The following is an 848-nucleotide window of genomic DNA, read 5'->3' on the forward strand; positions in this document are numbered from 1 at the left end:
CGGGCCGTCCTGCGAGCCGTCCCACGGCGGACCCTGGGGCTGTCCCTGCCGCGCTCCCGGTACGGACTGCTGCTCCGGGAACGGCGTCCCCGCCCCTCCCCCGGACGGACCGGACCCGGACGGACCGGACCCTGACCGCTGTCCGCCGTACTGCGGCCCGGGCGAGACGCCCACAGGACCGAGGCCCGAGCCGTCCGAGCCGTACCCCCCGGAGCCGTACGCGCCCGTCTCCGCGGACCTGCCGTCGGCCTCGCCCGCGCCCTCCCCGTCCGCCGGGCGCACCACCCGCAGATGGCCCTCCCCGTCCGGGGTCGTCGGCAGCGGGGGCGTCAGGCCGCCCGTCATGAGCCGGACCGCCGACTCGCCGATCCGCAGCAGCGCCCCCGGCGGCAGCCGGACCGGCCGGGGCCCCACCTCGGCGCCCTCCAGCGTCGTCCCGTTCGTCGAGCCCAGGTCCGCGACCGACACCCCGCCGTCGTCCGCGACCGTCACCGCGCAGTGCAGCCGCGAGACGTCCGGGTCGTCGAGCGGGACGTCCGCGTCGGCGGAGCGGCCGATCCTGATCTGCCCGCCGTGCAGCAGATGGACCCCGCCCGCGTCGGGCCCGGCGACCACCCGCAGCTGGGCGGGCGCGTCCATCTCCGCCACCCCGTGCGTCTCGTCCTGGCCCGGGACCTGGAGGGAGAGCACCGCGCCGTCGATCAGCGGCGGCTCCCCGAGGGCGCAGCGCTGCGCGTCGAGCCGTTCCGTACCCGCGTACAGCACCACGGTGCCCGACGCGTCGGGTCCCGACACGGCGGTGGCGAGGGCGGAGGCGACGGCGGCCAGCGCCGTCCCGGCGGGTGCGG

The 848-nt window shown here is 78.9% G+C and carries 1 protein-coding gene; it reads right to left on the minus strand.

Annotated elements, in window-relative coordinates; all coding sequences use genetic code 11:
- Positions 1-848 (minus strand): FHA domain-containing protein (locus GT042_RS05575; RefSeq protein WP_161307580.1); only part of this gene is annotated, 848 nt, incomplete at both ends.

The sequence above is a fragment of the Streptomyces sp. SID3212 genome (assembly GCF_009865405.1).
Taxonomy (GTDB): domain Bacteria; phylum Actinomycetota; class Actinomycetes; order Streptomycetales; family Streptomycetaceae; genus Streptomyces.